This window comes from Deinococcus sp. AB2017081 (genome assembly GCF_034440735.1).
Classification (GTDB): Bacteria; Deinococcota; Deinococci; order Deinococcales; family Deinococcaceae; genus Deinococcus; species Deinococcus rufus.
Genome location: NZ_CP140098.1, coordinates 2,565,111 through 2,585,152 on the forward strand (window position 1 = coordinate 2,565,111; position 20,042 = coordinate 2,585,152).

Below are 20,042 nucleotides of genomic sequence, written 5' to 3' on the forward strand. Positions count from 1 at the left end.
GACCAGATCGCACATGACGTGAGGTCAGCGAACCGGAACCGTCCGGGAGGTGATGTCCTACCTCTCCATTGACCGACGACTGCCCGCCACCGGGGTGGGTGTGGGCGCCCTTCCCCCGACCCTGATCCGCGCATGAGGCACCTATGAGAGGTCATCCGGATCGTGGCGTGCGTTCGTTTATACGGCGCGGTTCGGGCCCGTCCCAGCTTGCAATCCGCGCTGTTCTGGGAAAGATTGAGTTTCGGACAATTGGCAACCCAGTTCCATTCGGAGGAGATGTGATGAAGAAGCAAACCAGTCTGGTGACGCTCGGCCTGATGCTTGCAACCCCGGCAATCGCCGGTGGTGGCGGCGCCCCGGCCGCGCCCGCAACGCCCGCCGCGTGCAAGACCATCGCCCAGATCGTCGCCGGCGATCCCAACTTCAGCACGCTGGCCACCGCCGTGGATGCGGCTGGCCTGACCCAGACCCTGCAGGGCGGCACCTTCACGGTGTTCGCACCGACGAACGCAGCCTTCGCCAAGCTCCCCAGCGACACGCTGGCCGCCGCGCTGAACGATCCGGCCATGTTGCGGTCGCTGCTGCTGTACCACGTGGTCAGCGGCAAGGTCGCAGCGGCGCAGGTCGCCACCCTGTCCTCGGTGAAGACCGTGCAGGGTTCCAGCATCCTGGTCACGGTGAGCGGTTCGGCCGTGAAGGTCGACAACGCCAATGTCACCCGCACCAACGTGGCGGCCTGTAACGGCGTCGTCCACGTGATCGACACGGTGCTGATGCCCGCCGCCGAGGCCGACGCACCGATGGTCAACGAGCCGGTGGCCGAGGCCGCGCCCGCTCCGGCGGCTCCGGCAGCCGAGCCGGCCCCCGCCACGGAGCCGGCCCCGGCAGCAGAACCGGCCCCGGCGGCCGCGGCCGCTGAGCCGGCGCCCGCCGCCACGACTCCGGCGGCCCCCGCTCCGGTCGACATCTCGGCCATTCCGGCCCTGCCGCTGAGCGGCGCGACCATCACGGTCGACACGGCCGCGACTCCGCCGGCGACCACCGACACCGCCGCGGCGCCCGCGACCGAACCCACCCCGGCGCCCGCCGCCGAAGCTGCGCCGGCCACCGAAGCGGCTGCGACCGAGCCCGTGGCCCAGGCCGCTCCGGCCGCCAGCACCAACACGCTGTACGACGTGCTGGTCAGCGACGACCGCTTCTCGACGCTGCGCGACCTGCTCAGCGACGCGGGCCTGACCGAGCAGCTCACGGCCAACGAGTACACGATCTTCGCGCCCACGAACGCCGCCTTCGAGGCGCTTGATCAGGAGCAGCTGGCGCTGATCGCCAGCGATCCCGACACGCTCCGCAAGGTGCTGCTGTACCACGTGGCGACCGGCAAACGCACCGGCGAACAGCTCGCCGCCGTGAAGCAGGTCTCCAGCGCCGAGGGCAGCAGCATCGACGTCTCCTCGGACGGCACGACGCAGACGGTCGGCACCGGCAAGGTCGAGGGTGCACCCATCTCCGCCGACAACGGCACCATCTTCGTGATCGACAAGGTGCTGCTGCCGCCCAACCTGGTGATTCCGGCGGCACCGGCGGCCGCCGCTCCCACGACCGACACCACCGCGGCGGCTCCGGCCGCGCCCGCCACCACCACCACGACCGACACGGCCGCAGCGGCCGCGACGACGACCACCCCTGCCCCGGCCACGACCACCACGGCGGCTCCGGCTGCGACCACCGCCGCGGCGACGCCGGCCAACCTCGTGGAGCTGCTCCAGGGCATGCCGCAGTACAGCACGCTGGTCAGCCTGATCCTGAAGGCCGGTCTGGCCGAGACCCTGAGCAGTGGCGACTACACCGTCTTCGCGCCCACGAACGACGCCTTTGCCAAGGTGCCCCAGGCGACCCTCGACACGCTGAACGCCGATCCGGCCAAGCTGCGTCAGGTGCTGCTGTTCCACGTGGTCACCGGCAAGGTCATTGACGCCGCCCTGAACGTGCCCCAGCTCAAGAGCGTGGAAGGCAGCAGCATCGACCTCAAGGCCGATGGCACCATGACCATGATCGGAGTGCTGTCCGGCGACACCATCACCGGCGGCATGCTCGCCAACTCCGTGCCCATGACGGCCGGGAACAGCGTGGCCTACAGCATCGACGCGGTGCTGATCCCCCCCACCCTGAAGTAAGCCGACCGACGTCCGGCCCGCTCCCTGTTGGGGGCGGGTCTGTCGTGTTGCCCGCCATCGGGACCCGGTGTGGGTCAGTGGGTGGTGGCGGCGTGATCCGAGAGAAACCGTGACCACGAATCGGGCGTGCGGATCACGGTATCGCGTTCCGTCCAGTCCCAGTACGGCGTATACAGGCTGCAGGCACGGAGCAGTTCCTCGCGGAAGATCGCGGCACTCAGGCCGGTGTCGAGCATGCCGCTCGTGCGGAAGCGGGCCACAACGCCGCTGCGGTCGTAGGGCACGAGCCGGAACTCTGGTGTCCAGATGCCATCCCCGGCCGTCAGGAGCACGAACTGTGCCCTGGGATCGCCGGTCGCCGGGAAGCCCACGGCACCCGTGTTCACGATCAGCGCGCCGTCCACCGTCGCGTGCGCCGGGCGGTGGATATGCGACCCGATCAGGACATCGGCCGGTGAACCGTCGGCGGGCTGACGCAGCACTCCGATCCGTTCCGGAGCCGTGCGCTCGCTGAGGCCCTCGCGGTAGTGCTGGCGGGTGCCGTGCGCGATCAGCACGCGGGGCAGGCCCGGCACGTCCAGGGTGAGGGTCATGGGCCACGCGGCCGGCACGTGCAGCAGGCCCGCCCGGTCGAGCTGATCGGCGCTCCACGCCGTCGCACCCCAGAACGGATCGTCGAACCACGCCGTGGGCAGCGAGGCGCTCCGCGCGTGCCACAGCCGCAGCAGGTCGTCATGGTTGCCGAGTGTGAACTGCACACCGGGGTGTCCGAGCAGCCGCTCCATCACCTCGACGGAATCCGGGCCCCGGTTCACGACGTCGCCGTTCACGATCACCCGGTCGGCGCCCTGCTGCTGCAGATCGTTCAGCACGGCATCCAGAGCATCGGCATTGCCATGAACATCCGCGATGATCGCCACCCGCATCGCCGTGCATTCTAGGGCCGGTGGGCCGCCAGATCGTCAGCAGGGCCACGCTGGCGGCCACCGGCCGGCAGGTGATCAGTTCCGGAAGATGATCTCCTCGCGTCCGAACGACCGCCGGGCCAGCAGGCCCAGCAGGACGGTGCCGATCAGGTTGGCGGCGATCGCCAGCAGGACGTGCACGCCATTCACGCTGCCGCGCACGATCTCCAGCAGGCTGAGCATGCCGCCGAACAGCGGCAGGGCGTACAGGCCGGCCCCCAGGGTCAGGAAATCGCTGAACTGCAGCAGGACGGCAGGCAGCACGATGCCCAGTGTGAATGGCGCGATGTAGGTCTGCGCCTCCTTGAACGACCTCGCATAGATGCCGACCGTGATGAGCAGCGCACTGATCACCAGCGCGGCGCTGAGCGACACGCCCAGCAGCGCCAGCGCCCCGCCCACGCTGAGGGTGAGCTGCCCACCCATGGCCTGCGTGATCTCGCTGCCCTGACCGGTGCGGCCACGGGTGAACGCGGCGACCAGCACCCCACTGAGGATGAAGCCCAGCACGCTGAAGCACGCACTCGTCAGGGCGGTGATGGTCGTGGCGAGGAGCTTGCCGGCCACCACCTCGCCCCGGCGCACGGGAGCCACCAGCAGGCTCTCCAGGGTGCCGCGCTCCTTCTCGCCCGCGGTGGCGTCCACGGCGGTCGCCATGGCCCCGCTGAGGATGAACTGGAGCATGAGCATGGGGATCAGGAACGCCAGCTGGCCGCTGCGCTGCTCCTGCGGGGGGCTGGCATCCACGCTCCGGATCGTGACCGGGGTGAGCACGCCGGCATCCAGGCCCAGGGCCTTCAGCCGCTCAATGGTCAGGGTGCGGTTGTAGGCGGTCACGACGTCCTGCACCTTGGAATACGCCCCGGCCTGGGCACGCAGGTTGTTCAATTTCGCGTAGACCTCCAGCGTGCCCTGCCCCGCCCCGGCGCGGGTGGGAATGGCCGTGGCGGGCCGGACAGCGGCGTCGACTGTGCCGGCCTGCACGGCAGCGCGGGCGTCCGTAACCGGCACCAGGGTCACGCCCGCCCGCACCAGGGTGCCGTCGCCCAGGCGCTCGTCGCGCGTCAGCGCTGTGCTCAGGGCCGCTGGCAGCGTGCCGACCACGCCCAGCTTCTGGCGGGCCTGCTGCTGCCCGCCGATCAGGTTGCCCAGCAGCAGCGGCAGCCCCAGGGTGAACAGCGGGATGAGCAGCAGCGGCATCAGGATGGTGGCGGTCAGGGTGCGGCGGTCGCGGATCGTGGACAGCAGATCCCGCGCCGCAATCCGCCAGACGAGTGCCGGACGCAGCCGTTCAGACGGCATGGGCCACCCCGGCGCGCTGGTCATGGGCACGAACCAGTTCAAAGAAGGCACGCTCCAGGGTGCGCTCACCCGTCGCGTGCAGCACCTCGGGAATCCGCCCGACCGTGAGCAGCTGTCCGTGGTGCAGGATCGCCACCCGGTCGCAGACCTCCTCGGCCTCGCTCATGACATGGGTGGAATACACGGTCAGGCGGCCGGGGGCCCGGCTGGCCTGCACGAAATCCAGCAGGGAGCGCCGCGCAAAGATGTCCAGGCCGCTGGCGGCCTCGTCGAGGATCAACAGGGCCGGGTCATGCAGCACCGCGCGGGCAATCACCACCTTCTGCTTCATACCCGACGAATACTCACTGGCGCGGATGTCCAGCGTGCGGCCGAGTTCCAGCCGCTCGTCCAGTTCCGCGATGCGGGCCTCGGTGTGGGCGCGGTTCAGGCTGTACAGCCCGGCGAACGAGCGCAGGATCTCGCGCCCGGTCAGACGCGCCGGCAGACCCATGCCGCCGTTCACGACCCCCACCGCCCGGCGGATCGCCTCGGCGTCTCGCCGCAGATCCAGCCCGCAGACCGTGCCGCTTCCCCCGGTGGGCTGGAGCAGGGTTGCCAGAATGCGCAGCAGGGTGGTCTTCCCGGCACCGTTCGGCCCGAGCAGCCCGAAGACCTCGGCGTCGGTGGCAGTCAGCGTCACGCCCCGGAGTGCCCGGAACGCACCGTACTCCTTGGTCAGGCCGTTCAGGTCGAGCATGGGGGTACGCCGGGGCACGGTGTCAGGTGGCATAGATGCTGGAGGGTACGCCGGCCAGGAGCAGAAGGTTGCGCGACTCCGGAACGGAGCTGGCCCGGTCGACCCGCCCGACATGTGTCCTGTCGATGGGGACACCTTCCGGGGGGACAGGATGATTTCTGGCGTCAGCAAGGGAAATCTTGTCCCGAACCATAATGTCAATCGCGCCTCCCCTCATCCAAAATGAGAGAAAAAGTGAATATAATAGGAAAGTTGCGCTGAACGGCGCACTTGAACTCAGTCCAGCGATCAGCCCCCCTGCCGATGTCCCCTCTGCTCGCTTGACCCCCCTCAACCTGCGTCCGTACCGGACAAGGCCCGCGCCGCAGTGCTCCCTGGAGGCCCGCATGTTCAACCCCCCTACCCTCGAAGATCTGCAGGAAACCCGCCGCGCCAACGAGAAGCTGGTGCTGCGCGCCCTGGAAAGTAAGCCCGAATGGGTCGAAACTGAACTCGCCAAGACGACCAGCTTGGCGCTGTCGCACCTGCGCGCAGCGCTGGCCAGCCTGCTCGACCAGGGCCGTGTGCGCCGTCTGCCCGGCACCGGCACCCGCGCCGTGTATGGTCTGGCCGATCCCGGTCTGGCCGATGTGCCCGCGACGCCCCTGACCGAGAGCGCGAAAAAGGTGCGCGACTACTTGGAAGGCCGCGCCGACAGCGCCCTGTACATGAGCGAGCAGCTGCGCATGACCCGCGAGGAAGTCATGACCGCCCTGAGCCTCCTGAACGCCCACGGCATGATCACCTGCACCTTCGTGGGCAGCCTGGTCATCTTCCGCCTGAAAGAAACGCAGGCCCTCGGCCAGGAGCAGGCCGCCGAGAAGCCCAGCCGCAAGAAGCAGGTCGCGTAAAGCACCTGAACCGTGTTCACTGAGGCCCCCACGCGGGGCCTCTGTCGTTGTCGCCGTGTACCTGACCGCAGGCTTACGCCCCGTTTGCTATCCTGCCGGGCATGAAGCTGGTTCTCGCCGTGATTCAGGATGCCGACGCCTCCGCGCTGATGCGCGTCCTGGCTGACCACTCCTTCGACGTGACCAAGCTCGCCAGCACCGGCGGCTTCCTGCGCGAGGGCAACACCACCCTGATGATCGGCGTGGGCGACGAGCGCCTGGAGGATCTCAAGAAGCTCGTGAGGCAGACCTGCCGTACCCGCACCCGCCTGGTCGCACCCAGCGTCCCGATGGGCGAGCAGAACGAGAGCATGGTGAGCGACCCGGTCGAGGTTCCGGTGGGCGGGGCCGTCATGTTCGTGATGGGCGTGCAGGAATTCGTCAAGGTCTGATCTACTCGACCCCCAGCGCCGCCAGTTCCTCCCGGAGCTGCGCGGCGTCCCTGTAGCACACGGCCCGCATCCCGACCGACCGGGCCGCCTCCGCGTTCTGCACGCGGTCGTCGATCATCACGGCCTCCTCCGGGCGCACGTTCGCCAGCTTCAGGCCCAGCCGGTAGATCGCCGGGTTGGGTTTCATCACGCCCAGGTAACAGGATGTGAAAAAGCCCAGGAGCACGTCATGCAGCCCGAAGGTGCGGATGCGGTGGTCGTTGAGGTCGGCGCCCTCGTTGTTCAGCGAGTAGCAGCGGTGGCGGGTCGACAGGTCACGCGCCAGGGCCAGCGCTTCCGCGTGCGGGCGGCTCTCGGCCTCCATCGCCGCGCGGAAGGCGTCTGGTGTGAAGTCGCGCGGCGCGTAGAACACCGTCTGGGTCAGGTATTCGTCCAGCGTCATGCGGCCCAGTTCCAGTTCCGGCACGACCAGCTTGTGCCGCTCGGTGAACTCGCCAGCGTCCAGCCCGAAGCGAGCCAGAACGTCCGCCCGCTGTTCCCGATCCCAGCCGTTAGTGAGCAGCACCCCACCGATATCCCAGAACAGCGCCCTGATGGTCATGGGCGCAGGCTACGCCGGGACGCCGCTCAGCGCGACCCGCTATCAGACCGCCGCCCACCCGTCGCCTGACAGCGGATGCCGCTGCGCCTCCGAGTGGGCGGCGGTCTGACGCGGCGAACTGCTCCGCTCGCTCCACTTCGAGGACAAGCCTTCCCCCGGTCTGGCCAACTCTATCGGGCCTGCCGAACGGCGACGACCTCATGGGCGATCATCCAGTCGAGCGCTTCTCTGACCGCGTCGAGGCTACTGTGGCGGGGCGCGAACCCCAGCAGACGCCGGGCCTTCTGCATGGAATGGCTGGGCGAGCGCGTGATGTGCTCGTGCGTGGCGTCGGCATCGTGCGCCGCCACATCGCTTCGAAAGACGTCGAAGGCCTTGAAGACCAGATGGGCGTCCTGGCCGAACCACGCGGCCACGGCGCTGGCATACCCTCGGAGCGTCACTGCTGCAGGCGACACGGCGTGAAAGGCCTGACCGTGACTCACACCGACCGCCCGGATGGCGGCCCGGAACACCCCGGCGACATCTTCGGCATGGACGTGGTGCAGGGTCTCCATACCGAGGTGGGGCAGCACCACCGGCTCTCCAGCCATCAGGGCCTCGAAGACCCTGGGGTTCTGGTTGCCCTGCGGATTGATCGGCAGGTGGCCCGGCCCCACGATGTGGCCCGGATGCACGATCGTGCCTGGAAAGTGCGACGCGGCGTACCGGCGCTCAAGCACCCGCTGCATCTTCAGCTTCTCAGTTCCGTAATCGCCGATCGGGTTCAGGTCATCGTCCTCGGTGCCAGGCACCACTGACCCCGGGCCATGTGCCCAGATGCTCCCGGTGACGAGGTAATGCGTGACGTGCCCGGCCAAAGCGTCGATCAGCGCCGTCATGTCCACTTCACGGAAACAGATGCTGTCCACGACGATATCGGGCTGGAGCTCCACGATCTTCTGCGGGAAGGCCGGATGATTCCGGTCGAGATCCACCTGACGGACGCGCTTCCAGCAGCCGTGGGGAACAAACGGCCTGGACTCGCCGCGACTGACATTCACGACCTCGAACCCGTCCTCGACCAGCATGGGAACGAGATAGGTTCCGACCTTGCCCTTGCCTCCGATCACCACTGCTCGTCTCATGACAGCCCCCAGGGTCATTTCACTTCGTGTCGTACCAGTTCGGCCCCACGCCGACCTCGACCGCCAGCGGCACCTTGAGCTGCGCGGCCCCCTCCATCAGTTCTTTGGTGATCGCGGCGACTGCATCAGCTTTGTCTTCCGGCGCCTCGATCAGCAGTTCGTCGTGAACCTGAAGGAGCAGGCGGGCGCCCATCGCGTCCAGCTCCCGATCCAGCTTGATCATGGCGAGCTTGATGATGTCGGCGGCCGTGCCCTGGATCGGCATGTTGTAGGCCAATCTCTCCCCCGCTTCCCGCAGCGTGCGGTTGCTGGCGACGAGTTCCGGCACATAGCGGCGGCGGCCGTACAGCGTCTCGACGTAGCCCTGCTGCCGCCCGAACTCCAGCGTGCGGTCGATGTAACCCCGGATGCCGGGATACGTGCTGAAGTACACCTCGATGAAGCCGGCAGCGTCGGCGTAGGGAATGCCGAGGTCGTTGCTCAGCCGATGGGCGCTCATACCGTACAGCACGCCGAAGTTCACGGTCTTGGCCGCGCGGCGCTGGTTCGGGGTCACGGTTGCCTCGTCCAGCCCCAGCACCTGCGCGGCCGTGCGGCGGTGGATGTCGGCCCCCTCCAGGAACGCCTGCTGCATCAGGGGATCGTCGGCGATGTGGGCCAGCAGCCGCAGCTCGATCTGCGAGTAGTCCGCGCTGATCAGGCAGTAGCCCGGATCGGCGATGAAGCCCTTGCGGATCTCGCGGCCGGTCTCGGAACGGATGGGGATGTTCTGGAGGTTGGGGTTCAGGCTGCTCAGGCGGCCCGTGGCGACGGCGGCCTGCGCGAAGGTGGTGTGCAACCGCCCCGTGCGCGGATTGACAAGGCTGGGCAGCGGATCGAGGTAGGTGCCGCGCAGCTTCTCCAGCTCGCGGTATTCCAGCAGCGCGGGGATGATGGGGTGTTCGTCCCGCAGGGGCTCCAGCGCGGCCACAGCGGTCGAGCGCTTGCCGGTCAGCTTGGTCTTCTTGCCGCTGGCGAGGCCAAGTTCGTCGTACAGCACGGCTTCGAGCTGGTCGCGGCTGCGGATCTGGAACTCGCGCCCGGCCAGCGAGTGGATCTGCGCCTCCAGCGTGGCGAGGCGGGCCCCGGTCGAGGCCGACAGCCCGCGCAGGTACTCGCTGTCGAGCCGCACGCCGCGCACCTCCATGCGGGCCAGCACGGCCGACAGGGGCACCTCCATGTCGCGGTACAGCGTGGTGCGGGCCTCGTCGAGCTGCCCCGGCAGGATGTCCAGCAGGTGCGCGGTGATCGCGGCGCGGCCGGCAGCGTCAGCTGGCCACGGCACCTGCGCGTAGCGTTCAGACGCGGCGCTCATGCTGGTGTTCGCCGGGTCGAGCAGGTAGGCCATCAGCTGCGGATCGTCGCCGGGTTCCACGGACAGACCGCGCACGTTCAGGTGGGTGGCGAGCGCCTTGGCCCCCGCTGCCGTGATCCGCCGCTGGCCGACGAATTCAGCGTCGTCCACGGTGGCCGGGTACTGCTCGCGCAGTTTCGCGGCGGCCTTCTCGATGTCTCGCTGGGCCTTCTCGGCGGCCTTCTGCTGGGCCTTGGTGGGGGGGGCAGCCGACTCGCCGTCTCCGAACAGCCCGACCGGCGCGGCGTAGACCTCGGCCTTCTTCCACTCGGCTGGTTCCTGCGTGGGGGCCGTGCGGACGGTGCCGGCCTCGAAGGTCGCGGCGTCCACCAGCGCAGCCGTCAGGTCGTCCTCACGGGACAGGACGTAGCCCCAGACCACCGTCTGGCCCGGTGTCTTCCACGGCTGCACGTCCACGGTGGGCAGCGCGACGTGGCCCTGATCCCGCTCCGGCGCGGCGGGGCCGCTGCGTGCGGTCTCGTCGTGGATGGCATCGGGCAGCGTGGCCTCGCGCCCGTCCAGGCCGGCCACGTCGCGGCGCACCGAGTGCAGGTCGAGCTCGGTCAGGAGTGCCTCCAGCCGCGCCGGATCGCCCGGCAGGCGGCCCCGGCCCAGGTCGACCTTGAGGGGCAGGTCGGTGACCATGCACGACAGTTCGTGGCTGAACTTCACGTTCGCCTCGGAGTCCAGCAGCTTCTGGCGGGTGCCGTCGGGCTTCAGGGTGCCGGCCCTGGCCGCCTCGTAGATGGCCTCCAGGGTGCCGTACTCCTGAAGCAGCTTGGCAGCGGTCTTGGGGCCGATGCCCTTCGCGCCGGGGATGTTGTCGCTGGCGTCGCCGGTCAGGGCGCGGTAATCGACCCACTGGCGCACCGTCACCCCGTACTTCTCCAGCACCTCGGCGGGGCCGAGCAGCCTGAAGTCGTTGGTGATGACCTTCACGTGGTCGTCGAGGAGCTGGTAGGCGTCGCGGTCGCTGGTCACGATCCGCACCTGCATGCCGGTGCCCTCAGCCATGCGGGTCAGGGTGGCGATCACGTCGTCGGCCTCGTAGCCGGGCTCCTCCAGGCGCGGCAGGCCGATCGCATCAACGAGTTCGCGGATGCGGTTGATCTGGCCGGGCAGGTCGGCGGGCATCTCGGCGCGGCCGGACTTGTAGCCGTCGTACTGCTCGTGCCGGAAGGTCTTGACCGGCGGGTCGAACACCACGATCACCTGGTTGCTCTTCTGGCGCACCAGCCGCAGGGTGAGCCGCAGGAACCCCACGATGGCGTTGGTCGCCTCGCCGGAGGTGCTGGTCAGAGGTGGCAGTGCGAAATACGAGCGGAACGCCAGGGCGTGCCCGTCGATCAGCACCAGCGTGTCGGGAGTTCCGGAGGTCATGCCCGACATTCTACTGTGAACGTAATGAGACCCGACCGGGCAGGGTCAGCCCTGGAGCTGCCCGCGCTGCTCGACCAGCGCCGCAAGTTCGCGCGCGATCTCGTGGATCTCCGCACTATCCTGGCCCTCGACCATCACGCGGATCAGGTTCTCGGTGCCGCTGGGGCGCAGATTGACCCGGCCGCGCCCCGAGAGCCGCGCCTCGGCCTGCTCGACGGCCGAGCGCACCACGTCGTCGCGGGCAATGGCCTTCTTGTCGCCCACGCGCACGTTCACCAGGGTCTGCGGGAACATCACGAGGTCGTCGTGCAGGGAATCCAGGGTGGTGCCCAGCTTCTGCATGCTGCCCAGGGTCAGCAGTGCGGTCAGCACGCCGTCACCGGTCGGCGACACGTCCAGGAACAGGATGTGTCCGCTCTGCTCCCCGCCGAGGTGCAGGTGCTGCCCGTGCAGCCGTTCGTGGACGTAGCGGTCGCCCACGGCGGTGCGCTCCAGGGGAATACCGGACTGCTGGAGCTTCACCTCCAGCGCCATGTTCGCCATGATGGTGGTCACGACGGCCTTCTCGCCGCGGGCGCGGGCGTTCAGCAGCAGCATGTGGTCGCCGTGGACGACGTTGCCACGCGAGTCCACGAACAGGGCGCGGTCGGCGTCGCCGTCGAAGGCCACGCCCAGGTCATAGGGGCCGTCCCGCACGATGCGCTGCAGATGTTCCAGATGCGTGCTGCCGCAGCCCCGGTTGATGTTGTGGCCGTCCGGCGTGGTGTAGACGGCGAACACGTCCGCGCCGGCGGCCTGGAACACCTTGGGCGCCACCCGGAAGGCCGCGCCGTTGGCGCAGTCCAGCACGATCCGCAGGCCGCGCAGATCCGGGGCGTGGCGGCACAGGTACTGCACGTACAGCCGCTCGGCCTCGGTGTAGTTGGTGACGCTGCCCATCTGGACACCCGTGACCGGGGCCAGGGTGGGCACGCGGTCGATGGCGGCCTCGATCTCCAGCTCTGTGCCGTCGCTGAGTTTCTGGCCGTCGGCCCCGAAGAACTTGATGCCGTTGTCCTCGTAGGGGTTGTGAGACGCGCTGATCACGACCCCGGCGTCGGCCGTCAGGTGCCGGGTCAGGTAGCTGACGCCCGGCGTGGGCAAGACGCCCACATGGACGACATCGACTCCACGGCTGGTCAGACCGGCGGCCAGGGCGGCCTCCAGCATGTCGCCGCTCTGACGGGTGTCCTTGCCGATGACCACGCGGGCCTTGCCACGCTCCTGCACCAGCACCTCGCCGGCGGCGGCACCCAGCGCCATGACCCACGCGGCCGTCAGGGGATACTCGCCGGCCACGGCCCGCACGCCGTCGGTGCCGAAGTACTTGCGCTCGGTTGTCGTTGAACTCATATACGTCCATCATACGGGCATGAGTGATGTGTGTAACGTGCTCATGCCTGTACGGCGGGTCAGCGTGGGAACCGCCACGCCTCCCCCCGCGTACCGGAGGGCATGAGTGGATTCTCCATCGGGTCGTTCTCGTTCAGCCGCAGCGGCCACCGTCGCGGCGGCTTCCTGCGCCACAGCCATTCCAGCGGCCACCGGGGAGGCTTCCTGGGGCACAGTCACTCCAGCGGACACCGGGGGCACTACGTCCAGGGTGGCCATTACCGTCAGGTGCGCCGCTCGCGCGGGCCGCTCGGCTGCCTGGGCGCGTTCGTCGTCGGGATGGCGGTCGTGGGCAGTGCCGTGGGCGGCGTGGTGAGCCTGCTGACGTGAGGCCCGGCCTGCACCTGCACCCGTGAGAGCACGCCTGCACGCAGGCTGGAGTGCCCTGAGACGCGGTGGGCCAGCCGTCAGTGCCCACGTGTGGCCATGGGCACTGGCGGACGCCTTTCCGGGGTCACGCCGCGTACTGGAAACGTGGACGGGCGAGGGCGCGGCCTTCGCCCGCTACCGTTCGGCCCACGGCCCACTCTTCCTGAAATACCTGCCGCTGACGTGGCACGATGTCCGCGCGTGCACCCGCCTGGAACGCGAGGCGGCGTACCTGCGCGACCTCGCGCCCCTGTCGCCGGTGGCACATGCCCCACATCTGCACTCGGCCACGTCCGGCACACACGCACACCTGCTGACGCGCGACCTGACCAACGACACGACCGGGTGGGGGGCCTTCTCCACGGATCCCGACCGGGAACGCGGGCTGCTGGATGTGGTACGCCTGCTGGCTCGCCACCACGCCTTCTGGGCCGGGCCAGCCGGCCACGGGCACCCGGCCCTGACCGGCCTGTGGGGGTGGCAGCCCGACGAGGTTCTGGCTCGGGCACAGCGGATGGCGGCGGCACCGGCACAGTACGGCGAGGCGGCTGGCGCGGTCACGGCCGTCGCCGCCGCCCTGCCGGATCTGCTGTCCGCTGCCCGCACCGTCACGCTGGTGCACGGCGACATCCACGCCGGACAGGTGCTGTGGCCGCGTGACGGCCGCCCGCCTGTGCTGATCGACTACGGCCAGACCCACCCGTCTGTGCCCGGCGAGGATCTGGCACACCTGCTGGCGATCCGCCTGGACGCCGCCGAACGTGAGCGGCTCGGCCCGGCGCTGAGGGACGCCTATCGGGAGGAACTCGCCCACCACGGCCTGAGGCTCACTCTGAGCGAACTGGCCGCCCAGGAACGCGCCGGGCTGGCCCTGAATGTCCTGACCACGGCCCGGCAGGCGCAGCGCACACCGGGCAGCGGCGTCGGGAACGCACTGACCCAGGTACTTCAGGTCTGGTCAGCGGCCGAAGCGCCGAGTCCCAGGAACGCCCGGTAACGGTTCAGCTCGGCGTCCAGCCCCCGGCACAACGTGGCGGTCTGCCGCACGCCGGGCGCGTATCCCAGTTCTGCATGCAGTTCTCCACCCTCCACCTTCAGGTTCGCCCACCCCACGGCGCGGTCACCGTGGAACACTGGCAGCGCGTAGTAGCCCATGACCCGCTTCGCGGGCGGCGTGTACGCTTCGAAGCGGTACGCCCAGCCGTGCAGATGCTCGAAGCGGCGCCGATCCCACACCAGCGGATCGAAGGGATTCACGATCCGCACGCCGCGTGCCTCCGCGACATCGGCCAGATCACGCTCGGGTGCCCAGACGTAGGCCACGCCGTCCACCTTCGCCGCGTTCAGCTCAGCCCTGACCGCGTGCCGGAAGGCGGCCCGCAGTTCCTGACGCAGATGCGGCAGGCCGAAGCCCGACAGCGATACCAGATACCCCAGACTGGCCTGTGGCAGCGGCCCGTACAGGGCGGCCAGCAGGTGGATGACCCGGCGCAGGCGCTCGTGCTCGGGCAGCGGCGTCTCGCGCAGGACGCTCAGGTGCGGTGCCACCCCATACACCCGCACGCCGCCCTCCCGGCGCACGATCCGGGCCTCGCCCCGGTAGTGCAGCGCGTCCAGGGCGCGGGTCGTGGCGGTGCCCTGCCCGCCCCAGTAGGTCGTGGCCGTGCGCTTCCCCAGCAGGGCGACCAACTCTCTGGGGTGCAGCTCGCCGCGTTCGCTCAGTACCGCCCGCACGTCGTCCAGCAGCGCCGGGTGCTCGCCCTCGATGCGGGTGGACGCCACCACGCGCGGGTGCAGCAGCGCCTGCACGTGCCGGGGCACGAACCCGTAGTTCGGGATCATGTCCTCCTCGGCATCCAGCGTGGGATACAGCCGTTCCAGATCGCCGGCCCGGTACCCCCGCACCCGCTGCATGAGGGTCAGATCCTGGGCACGCGCCGGCGCACGGATCGGGTCGGCCTGGACGAAGCCCATGACGTTCAGGGCGGACTGGAGGTCTGCGGCCGGGCGCACCGTCTGCATGGCCGCCGCCCGAAGCAGCGCCGGGGTGATGTCTGGGCTCACGGTCACAGTTTAGCGCACGACAGAACACTGTGGCCTGAATCTGGTCAGGCCACAGTGGGTGGAGGTGGGTCTTGCATATGGATGGGCGGCGGGTGTCTATAGCCCTGTCAAGCACGCCGACGGGCTGTGCCCGTTCCCCCCTCCCCAGCCCTCCCCCACACGGAGGGGGAGGGAGTCAGAGGTACAGCTGGCACGGTCACCGTGCTGATTCGGATCAAACGTCCGCAGGGGGAGGGGGTGAAAGCAGTGATCCCGGCCCATCTGCTCCATCACGCCACGCGGGTCATATCAGACCCAGACCAGGGCGTGACGACCGCTTACTTGATCGTGCCGTTCAGGCCGTTCGGGTAGAAGCCGCCCTTGGTGGCACCGGGGGCCAGGTACACGATGTTCAGAACCTCGCGGGTGCTGCGGCCGTAGGCCACGCCGTTCTTGTCGGCGGGCGCAATGACGGCGCGACCACTGGCGTCGCTCAGGCCCATGTCCTTGCCGCCGCCGACCTTGCCGCGCAGGCTGCTGATCGCCTGGACGACCTGCCCGACGTACAGGCCGGCCGCCGCCGTGACCTGACGCTGCTGGTACAGCATGGTGCGGATCGCGCCGCCGTGGTAGGCCTCCACGGCCAGGATGCCCGCCGCCGCCTGCAGGTATGCAGGGTTGGTGATCAGCGTGGCCGCGCCGTTGTACGCGGTGACACCCACGTCCTCGAAGATGAACGCGCCGTGCAGGAAGAACAGGTCGTTGGCAAAGGGATTGAAGCCCTTGATGGCCCCACCGCTCGCGGCCTGCCCGGCGGCGTCGAAGGCCCCGGCCAGATCGATCACGGGGCGCATGGCCGCTCCCTTGCCCAGGGCGCCGTGCAGGAACTTGACGTGCTGGAGTTCGTCCTCGGCGATGTCGTTGGCCAGGGCCTGCACGTTGCTGTCCTTGAACTGCATGCCGCGCGTCATGTCCAGGCTGGCGGGCAGCCGGATCTCGGCCCCGCCGCCGATGGCCTTCAGTTCATTCACGCGGCCCACGGCAGCCAGGTAGAACGCCGCTTCCAGGTATTCCAGGTTCAGGGCAAAGTTCAGGACATCGCCGTCAATGTTCTTGGCGGGCGCCGCCAGGGCACCCGTGCCGGTCAGGCCCAGCGCAGCGGTGCCCAGACCGATCTTGCCCAGGAATCCCAGGGCGGCGCGGCGGTTCAGGCCGTCGGTGGTGGCGGTGGCCGTGCTGATGGACTCGTCAATCGTCGTCATGGTGTGCTCCTTGGAACGTGCAGGTGACCGGTGGACACGCCGGAGCGTGGACACGTGAGGTCGTGGTGCGAGGGGGTGGGGTGGCGGGTGTCGTGTCCCCTGCCGCCCGTGGCTGACATGTGGCTATAAGCGGGGCAGGTGCGAACCGGATCACGACACCCCCCGAGATGAACGGCACATGAAGGCCGGCAGGGTCTGTCGGGCCGTGGGGGCAGCCCGCCCATACGGCCGGAACGGGGCCGCGTAGAGTGGAGGCATGAGTGCCCAGCCCACCCTGTTCGAACGCATCATCGCGCGGGAGATTCCCAGCGACATCGTGTATGAGGACGACCAGTACCTGGCGATCCGCGACATCGCCCCGAAGGCGCCCATCCACCTGCTGGTTATCCCCAAGCGGGCCACGGCGCGGGTGGACGAGATCACCGACGCGACCGAGATGGGCGACCTGTGGCTGACGGCCGTGAAGGTCGCCCGGCAACACGCGCAGGACTTCCGACTGCTGGTGAACTGCGGCGCGGGCGGCGGGCAGGTCGTGTTCCACACCCACATCCACATCCTGGCCGGGTGGGAACACGGCCCGGACAGCGACACCTGATGCCACACCCTGACTTCGCCGCTGTGCTGTTCGATCTGGACGGCGTGCTGATCGACACCGAGACGCTGATCGGGGCGCTGTGGGCCGAGATCTTCGCGGAGCGCGACCTGCACCTGAGCGCCGCCGAGATCACCCGCCTGACCAGCGGCCAGCGCTTCGAGGGCGTGCTGCGTCAACTGGACGAGGAACGCGGCTGGAAGGCCCCGGAGGATTTCCTGCCGATGCTGGGCGAGCGCTTCAACGGGGCGTTTGCCCACGTGCCCGTCATCGAGGGGGCGGCCGGCACCCTGCGTGCGCTGCGGGCCGCTGGCATTCCCTGTGCGGTGGCGAGCAACAGTGAGAAACACCGGCTGACGCTGAAACTGGATGGCGCCGGACTGACCGATCTGGTCGGCGTCCATGCCTATGATCCCTCGCTGGTCGGCGGCGTGGGCAAGCCCGATCCGGCGCTGTACGTGTACGCCGCCGCGCAGCTGGGGGTGGATGTGCGTGAGTGCGTGGTGATCGAGGACAGTGTGCCGGGGGCGCGGGCAGGCGTGGCTTCTGGCGCAACCGTGTGGGGCCTGCTGGCGGGCGGCCACCACACCCACGACAGCCGGAGCGAGCTGGAGGCCGTGGGCGTGACCCGTTTCATGCAGTCGCACGCGCAACTGAGGGACGCACTGGGTGTATCGCTTCCGGTCTAGCGCAACAGCGGGGCGACCCAACCCTGCTTGACTTCAAAGTCTACATATGTTGCTATTACTCCATGCCCCGTCTTCCAAACTCCAGCCCACACTCGCTGGCCGTCCTCGGGAGCCTTCTCCAGACGTACCCGGCCCACACCTACGGCTACGACCTGAGTAAGGCCACCGACCTGAAGAGCGGCACCCTGTATCCCATTCTCCAGCGCCTGCACGAGCAGGGCTATCTGGACGCCCAGTGGGAGGACTCTCCGCACCCTGGCAAGCCCCCCCGCCACATCTACCGCCTGACCGAGACCGGCCTGACGCTGGCGCGGGAGCGGCGCGAGCGGAGTACACCTGCCCGCAGCCTAAAAGGAGCGCTGACATGACCCCGGAAGACTGGAAGAAGGGTATGGAGAACGAGGCGGCGAGCGTGGAGGATGCGGGGTGGGCACTGGAGACGCAGGTGGCAGCCCATCGGTTCTGGTGGAGAGCCGCCATCACAGCCGGAGCGATGTTTGCGCTGATTGGTGCCGTTCAGGTTCTCGTCGTGCATGTCTCCTGGCGGAACGCCACACCGGCGGGGCTGTGGTTCGGCATCATGATCACCGTGGCGCTGGTAGGCGCTGCTCTCGGCGCGCTGCGCACCGGGGTACTCGAGGTCGGTGTGGGCGCGCTGGCATATCTGCCGGGCGCGTGGCTGACCGTGGTGGCGTTACAGGCCGTGCTGGGCGACGTGGCCCCACGTGACCCAGGATTCGTGGACGAGGCCGTGACCGTGCTGGCCGTCATCGCGGCCTGCGCAGCGGGAAGCATGGGCCACCTGACGGTCAGGCGAACCCTGTTCAGACGCTGACCTGAATCACAAGCATCGGGCCGACCCCACCACGAGATCGGCCCGGTTTCCCTTCACCTCACGCCATTGGCAGTTCGACCATGCCGCCGGGCAATTCGCCGTCGCCCCGGCCCTCCATGCGGGCGGTCACGGCCAGCCCGGTCGGAGTCTGGGCCAGGCCACCGTCGGCGGTCTCGCGCAGGGCAGCGGGCATCATGCGGCCCACGGAGGCCATAGCGCCCAGCACCTCGTCGGGCGGGATGAAGGATTCGAGCTGCGCCAGGGCCAGCTGCGCGGCGCTGACAGCGTGGACGGCGTAGAAGGCGTTGCGACTCACGCAGGGCACCTCGACGTAGCCGCCGACCGGATCGCACACCAGACCGATGGTGTTCATCAGGGCCATGCTGGCGGCGTGGACGGCGGCGCGAGGACTGCCGCCCAGCAGTTCCACGATGGCAGCGGCGGCCATGGCGGCGCTGCTGCCGATCTCGGCCTGACAGCCCCCGGCCGCGCCACTGATGAACATGCGCTTGCTGATGGCCTTGCCGATTCCGGCGGCCAGGATCATGGGATCGACCAGCCGTTCGTCGGGAATCCCCAGGTGGTCGGCCACGCCGATCAGTGCTCCGGGGATCGTGCCCGCGCTGCCGGCGGTGGGCGCGGCGACGATCCGGCCCATGCGGGCATTCTCCTCGTTCACGGCCATGGCGTAGGCCTGCACGCGCTTCAGGAGCGGGCTCTGCAGGGCATCGGCGGCGTTCCACAGGCCGCTGGCATTCCAGCCGACCATGCCGGTGATGCTGGGGGCATCGGAGTTCAGGCCGCGCTGGATGCTGTCCCGCATTTCACCGATCCGGCGCAGCATCTCGGCGCGGATGTCGTCGGCATTCAGGCCGGTCTCGGCACAGTCCTGGGCCAGAATCCACGCCGAGGCGGGAGCGGGCGCGTTGAGGATGTCGTCCAGGGTCATAGGGGGAACCTCGGGTCAGTGGTCTAGACGACCAGCCTACCGGATGCCCCGCCAGCCCGCCATGACCCGTCCCGCAATCCCGGATTCTGCCGCACCCCAGCGTTATTTCAGGGGCTTCTCGAAGTCGTCGGCCCCGATGGAGGCCGTGCCCCCAGCCACCTCGTTCCGGTCGAGGACGAAGGCCAGAACATCCACATACTGCCGGTCGGTCAGGCTGCCCGGCGCATTCTTCGGCATGGTCTTGACCTTGGCGTGCAGGGCTCCCACAGTCTTGTATTTCGCCACGAACGCCGCACCGATCAGCGTCGGGGCGCGGTTGCCCTGGAGCTTGTCGCCGTGGCAGCCCTGGCAGCTCTTGGCGTAGACCGCCTGACCGGCCGCAACCTGCGCGGCGCGGGCACTCAGGGCGGCCTCCTTCAGGTCGTCCTTCTTCAGACCACCGGCGGGGAGGGCCACGCCGTTCCGCTCGAACAGCAGCGCGACCACATCCAGATACTGCTGTTCGGACAGGGTACCCGGCGCGTTCTTGGGCATGGTCTTTGAGACCTTGGTATGAAGGTCGGCGTAGGTGTGATCGCCTCCCGCGTACTTCCCGAGCATTCCGGCCCCCACCAGCGCCGGGGCACGGTTGCCCTGGAGCTTGTCGCCGTGGCAGCCCTGGCAGCTCTTGGCGTACACGGACAGTCCAGATTTGACCTGCGCCGCCACCGCATCCTCGGGGGCAGCCGGGGCCGCGGGGGCAGCCGCCAGCGCCGCCCACAGCATCCCGCCGCCGAGAACGAGGACACTGCCCGCCACCATGCCAGAACGCTTGTTCATGAGGCCCACCTTCCCGGACGGACGCACGACCACCGTCCCCCCGGCTGTCGA

At 69.0% G+C, this 20,042-nt stretch carries 20 protein-coding genes; 9 read left to right on the top strand and 11 right to left on the bottom strand.

All coding sequences use genetic code 11. The features are described 5' to 3' along the window. Window positions 1-281: 281 nt before the first annotated feature. Entirely contained in the window at window positions 282-2,174 is a 1,893-nt protein-coding gene (locus U2P90_RS12475; protein WP_322472370.1) for a fasciclin domain-containing protein, read from the top strand. A gap of 74 nt (window positions 2,175-2,248) precedes the next feature. Here the strand turns inward: U2P90_RS12475 and U2P90_RS12480 are convergent, their stop codons facing one another. The 3 genes from U2P90_RS12480 to U2P90_RS12490 form a co-directional block, all read right to left on the bottom strand. Further along, window positions 2,249-3,100 (bottom strand): metallophosphoesterase family protein, encoded by an 852-nt coding sequence (locus tag U2P90_RS12480; RefSeq protein ID WP_322472371.1) that lies wholly within the window; start codon window positions 3,098-3,100, stop codon window positions 2,249-2,251. Window positions 3,101-3,175: 75 nt separating this feature from the next. Continuing rightward, window positions 3,176-4,441, bottom strand: coding sequence for an ABC transporter permease (locus U2P90_RS12485; RefSeq protein WP_322472372.1), 1,266 nt, complete (start codon window positions 4,439-4,441; stop codon window positions 3,176-3,178). Beyond that, window positions 4,431-5,180: an ATP-binding cassette domain-containing protein gene (locus U2P90_RS12490; protein ID WP_322474695.1), complete on the bottom strand. Its 750-nt coding sequence runs from the start codon at window positions 5,178-5,180 to the stop codon at window positions 4,431-4,433. The genes U2P90_RS12485 and U2P90_RS12490 overlap by 11 nt, the downstream gene beginning before the upstream one ends. A 386-nt stretch (window positions 5,181-5,566) precedes the next feature. Between U2P90_RS12490 and U2P90_RS12495 the strand changes: the two genes are divergently transcribed. Next, the gene (locus U2P90_RS12495) at window positions 5,567-6,070 is read left to right on the top strand and encodes a transcriptional regulator (RefSeq protein WP_295818418.1); all 504 of its coding nucleotides are present in this window, start codon (window positions 5,567-5,569) and stop codon (window positions 6,068-6,070) included. A 101-nt stretch (window positions 6,071-6,171) separates the two neighbouring features. Continuing rightward, window positions 6,172-6,501 (top strand): cyclic-di-AMP receptor, encoded by a 330-nt coding sequence (locus U2P90_RS12500; RefSeq protein ID WP_295818415.1) that lies wholly within the window; start codon window positions 6,172-6,174, stop codon window positions 6,499-6,501. A gap of 1 nt (window position 6,502) precedes the next feature. On the opposite strand, the gene U2P90_RS12505 is transcribed toward U2P90_RS12500, so the two are convergent. The 4 genes from U2P90_RS12505 to glmM form a co-directional block, all read right to left on the bottom strand. After that, entirely contained in the window at window positions 6,503-7,102 is a 600-nt protein-coding gene (locus U2P90_RS12505; RefSeq protein WP_322472373.1) for an HAD family hydrolase, read from the bottom strand. A 170-nt stretch (window positions 7,103-7,272) separates the two neighbouring features. Then, entirely contained in the window at window positions 7,273-8,229 is a 957-nt protein-coding gene (locus U2P90_RS12510; RefSeq protein ID WP_322472374.1) for an NAD-dependent epimerase/dehydratase family protein, read from the bottom strand. Between the two features lie 19 nt (window positions 8,230-8,248). Then, a complete protein-coding gene (polA, locus tag U2P90_RS12515) occupies window positions 8,249-11,002 on the bottom strand; it encodes a DNA polymerase I (RefSeq protein ID WP_322472375.1) in 2,754 nt (917 codons plus the stop codon). A 45-nt stretch (window positions 11,003-11,047) separates the two neighbouring features. Next, a complete protein-coding gene (gene glmM / locus U2P90_RS12520) occupies window positions 11,048-12,394 on the bottom strand; it encodes a phosphoglucosamine mutase (RefSeq protein WP_322472376.1) in 1,347 nt (448 codons plus the stop codon). Window positions 12,395-12,496: 102 nt separating this feature from the next. Between glmM and U2P90_RS12525 the strand changes: the two genes are divergently transcribed. Next, window positions 12,497-12,763, top strand: coding sequence for a hypothetical protein (locus U2P90_RS12525; RefSeq protein ID WP_322472377.1), 267 nt, complete (start codon window positions 12,497-12,499; stop codon window positions 12,761-12,763). A 22-nt stretch (window positions 12,764-12,785) separates the two neighbouring features. Then, window positions 12,786-13,799, top strand: coding sequence for a phosphotransferase family protein (locus tag U2P90_RS12530; RefSeq protein WP_322472378.1), 1,014 nt, complete (start codon window positions 12,786-12,788; stop codon window positions 13,797-13,799). On the opposite strand, the gene U2P90_RS12535 is transcribed toward U2P90_RS12530, so the two are convergent. Both U2P90_RS12535 and U2P90_RS12540 read right to left on the bottom strand, forming a co-directional pair. After that, window positions 13,751-14,824, bottom strand: coding sequence for a DNA glycosylase AlkZ-like family protein (locus U2P90_RS12535; RefSeq protein ID WP_322474696.1), 1,074 nt, complete (start codon window positions 14,822-14,824; stop codon window positions 13,751-13,753). The genes U2P90_RS12530 and U2P90_RS12535 overlap by 49 nt on opposite strands. A 359-nt stretch (window positions 14,825-15,183) precedes the next feature. Continuing rightward, window positions 15,184-16,107, bottom strand: coding sequence for a ferritin-like domain-containing protein (locus U2P90_RS12540; RefSeq protein WP_295818401.1), 924 nt, complete (start codon window positions 16,105-16,107; stop codon window positions 15,184-15,186). A gap of 256 nt (window positions 16,108-16,363) precedes the next feature. Here U2P90_RS12540 and U2P90_RS12545 point away from each other — a divergent pair, with 256 nt between their 5' ends. From U2P90_RS12545 to U2P90_RS12560, 4 genes are all read left to right on the top strand, one after another. Next, a complete protein-coding gene (locus tag U2P90_RS12545) occupies window positions 16,364-16,702 on the top strand; it encodes a histidine triad nucleotide-binding protein (RefSeq protein ID WP_322472379.1) in 339 nt (112 codons plus the stop codon). Next, window positions 16,702-17,388, top strand: coding sequence for an HAD family hydrolase (locus U2P90_RS12550; RefSeq protein ID WP_322472380.1), 687 nt, complete (start codon window positions 16,702-16,704; stop codon window positions 17,386-17,388). The genes U2P90_RS12545 and U2P90_RS12550 overlap by 1 nt, the downstream gene beginning before the upstream one ends. A 62-nt stretch (window positions 17,389-17,450) precedes the next feature. Continuing rightward, entirely contained in the window at window positions 17,451-17,756 is a 306-nt protein-coding gene (locus tag U2P90_RS12555; protein ID WP_322472381.1) for a PadR family transcriptional regulator, read from the top strand. Beyond that, the gene (locus U2P90_RS12560; protein ID WP_322472382.1) at window positions 17,753-18,223 is read left to right on the top strand and encodes a hypothetical protein; all 471 of its coding nucleotides are present in this window, start codon (window positions 17,753-17,755) and stop codon (window positions 18,221-18,223) included. Before U2P90_RS12555 ends, U2P90_RS12560 begins: the two co-directional genes overlap by 4 nt. 58 nt (window positions 18,224-18,281) lie before the next feature. On the opposite strand, the gene sdaAA is transcribed toward U2P90_RS12560, so the two are convergent. Together sdaAA and U2P90_RS12570 are read right to left on the bottom strand one after the other, a co-directional pair. Further along, window positions 18,282-19,172: an L-serine ammonia-lyase, iron-sulfur-dependent, subunit alpha gene (gene sdaAA / locus U2P90_RS12565; protein WP_295818389.1), complete on the bottom strand. Its 891-nt coding sequence runs from the start codon at window positions 19,170-19,172 to the stop codon at window positions 18,282-18,284. A gap of 102 nt (window positions 19,173-19,274) precedes the next feature. Next, a complete protein-coding gene (locus U2P90_RS12570) occupies window positions 19,275-19,991 on the bottom strand; it encodes a c-type cytochrome (RefSeq protein WP_322472383.1) in 717 nt (238 codons plus the stop codon). Window positions 19,992-20,042 lie beyond the last annotated feature (51 nt).